The sequence below is a fragment of the Ruegeria sp. BF6 genome (assembly GCF_056538665.1).
In genome coordinates, this window is the sequence record NZ_JBQFTN010000050.1 from 1 (window position 1) to 1,205 (window position 1,205).

The window sequence follows — 1,205 nt, forward strand, 5'->3', positions numbered from 1 at the left end:
GGTGCCGTCGCCATTGTCCGTGAGAGTGCCATTGGCTGGCTGGGTGAAGCTGTCGAGGCTCAGCGGGTCGCCATCCGCGTCACTGTCATTGGCCAGCAGATCCGCGGCCACATTCACCACCAGAGCAACATCCGGCTCCGTGGACAAACCGTCATCCGCCGCGTCGGGGGCTGTGTTGATGGGGGCGGAACCATTCACGGTCAGGCTGACGGTTGCGGTATCGGTCTCTGTGCCATCCGAGACGGTGTAGGTGAAGCTGTCCGGCCCTTCATATCCAGCGTTGGGGGTATAGGTGAGGGTGCCGTCGCCATTGTCCGTGAGAGTGCCATTGGCTGGCTGGGTGAAGCTGTCGAGGCTCAGCGGGTCGCCATCCGCGTCACTGTCATTGGCCAGCAGATCCGCGGCCACATTCACCACCAGAGCAACATCCGGCTCCGTGGACAAACCGTCATCCGCCGCGTCGGGGGCTGTGTTGATGGGGGTGAAGGTCCCATCCTCATCGGCAATCGGGTCGGCGGAGGTCTCGAAGTAGTCCACCTGTGCAGTAAAGCCCGCCGCATTGCCGGTATTGCCTGCGAACACGCCCACAGAGGTGACGTTGAGCGCATGGGTGAAGCTGCCGGCGGTGGTCCAGGTCTGTCCGTCCTGCGAATAATACATCGTCCACAGATCACCACTGCGTTCGACCCGCAGATAGGGAGCAGCGCCGCTGGCGATCACCGCGTTGAACTTTGGCGCGGAGTCGCCGTTGACGGTGGTCGCTGCAAAGACGCGCAGATTGCTGCCATCGGAATAGGTGTCAAAGCGCAGCCAGTTATCAGCATCGGCTTCAACCAGCAGCCCCTGCATCTGATATTGCTCGGTGGGGGTGCTCAGGAACCGGGTCTCAAGGGTGAAATCTTCATCCGCCTGGACCTGCATGGCACGGGCGCCGTTATTGGTGTCCCAGATGTTATGATCGCCGTCCGGTGTCACCAGTTCCAGATAGGCGTCGGTCGCATTCTGCCCCAGAGCATGGGAAATGCCGGCCGGGCCGACCACCGTCCAGGCCGGGTCGAGCGCGGCGCCCGAGAAATCGTCGGATACGGCCGCCACGGGCGGAGCTGCGACATTGAGGCTGACGGTTGCGGTATCGGTGTCTGTGCCGTCCGAGACGGTGTAGGTGAAGCTGTCCGGCCCTTCATATCCAGCGTTGGGGGTATAGG

1 protein-coding gene is annotated in these 1,205 nt (G+C 62.5%); it reads right to left on the reverse strand.

The features are described from left to right. A partial coding sequence (locus ACR0IM_RS24510) for a cadherin-like domain-containing protein (protein WP_480683489.1) occupies positions 1–1,205 on the reverse strand: 1,205 nt, incomplete at both ends.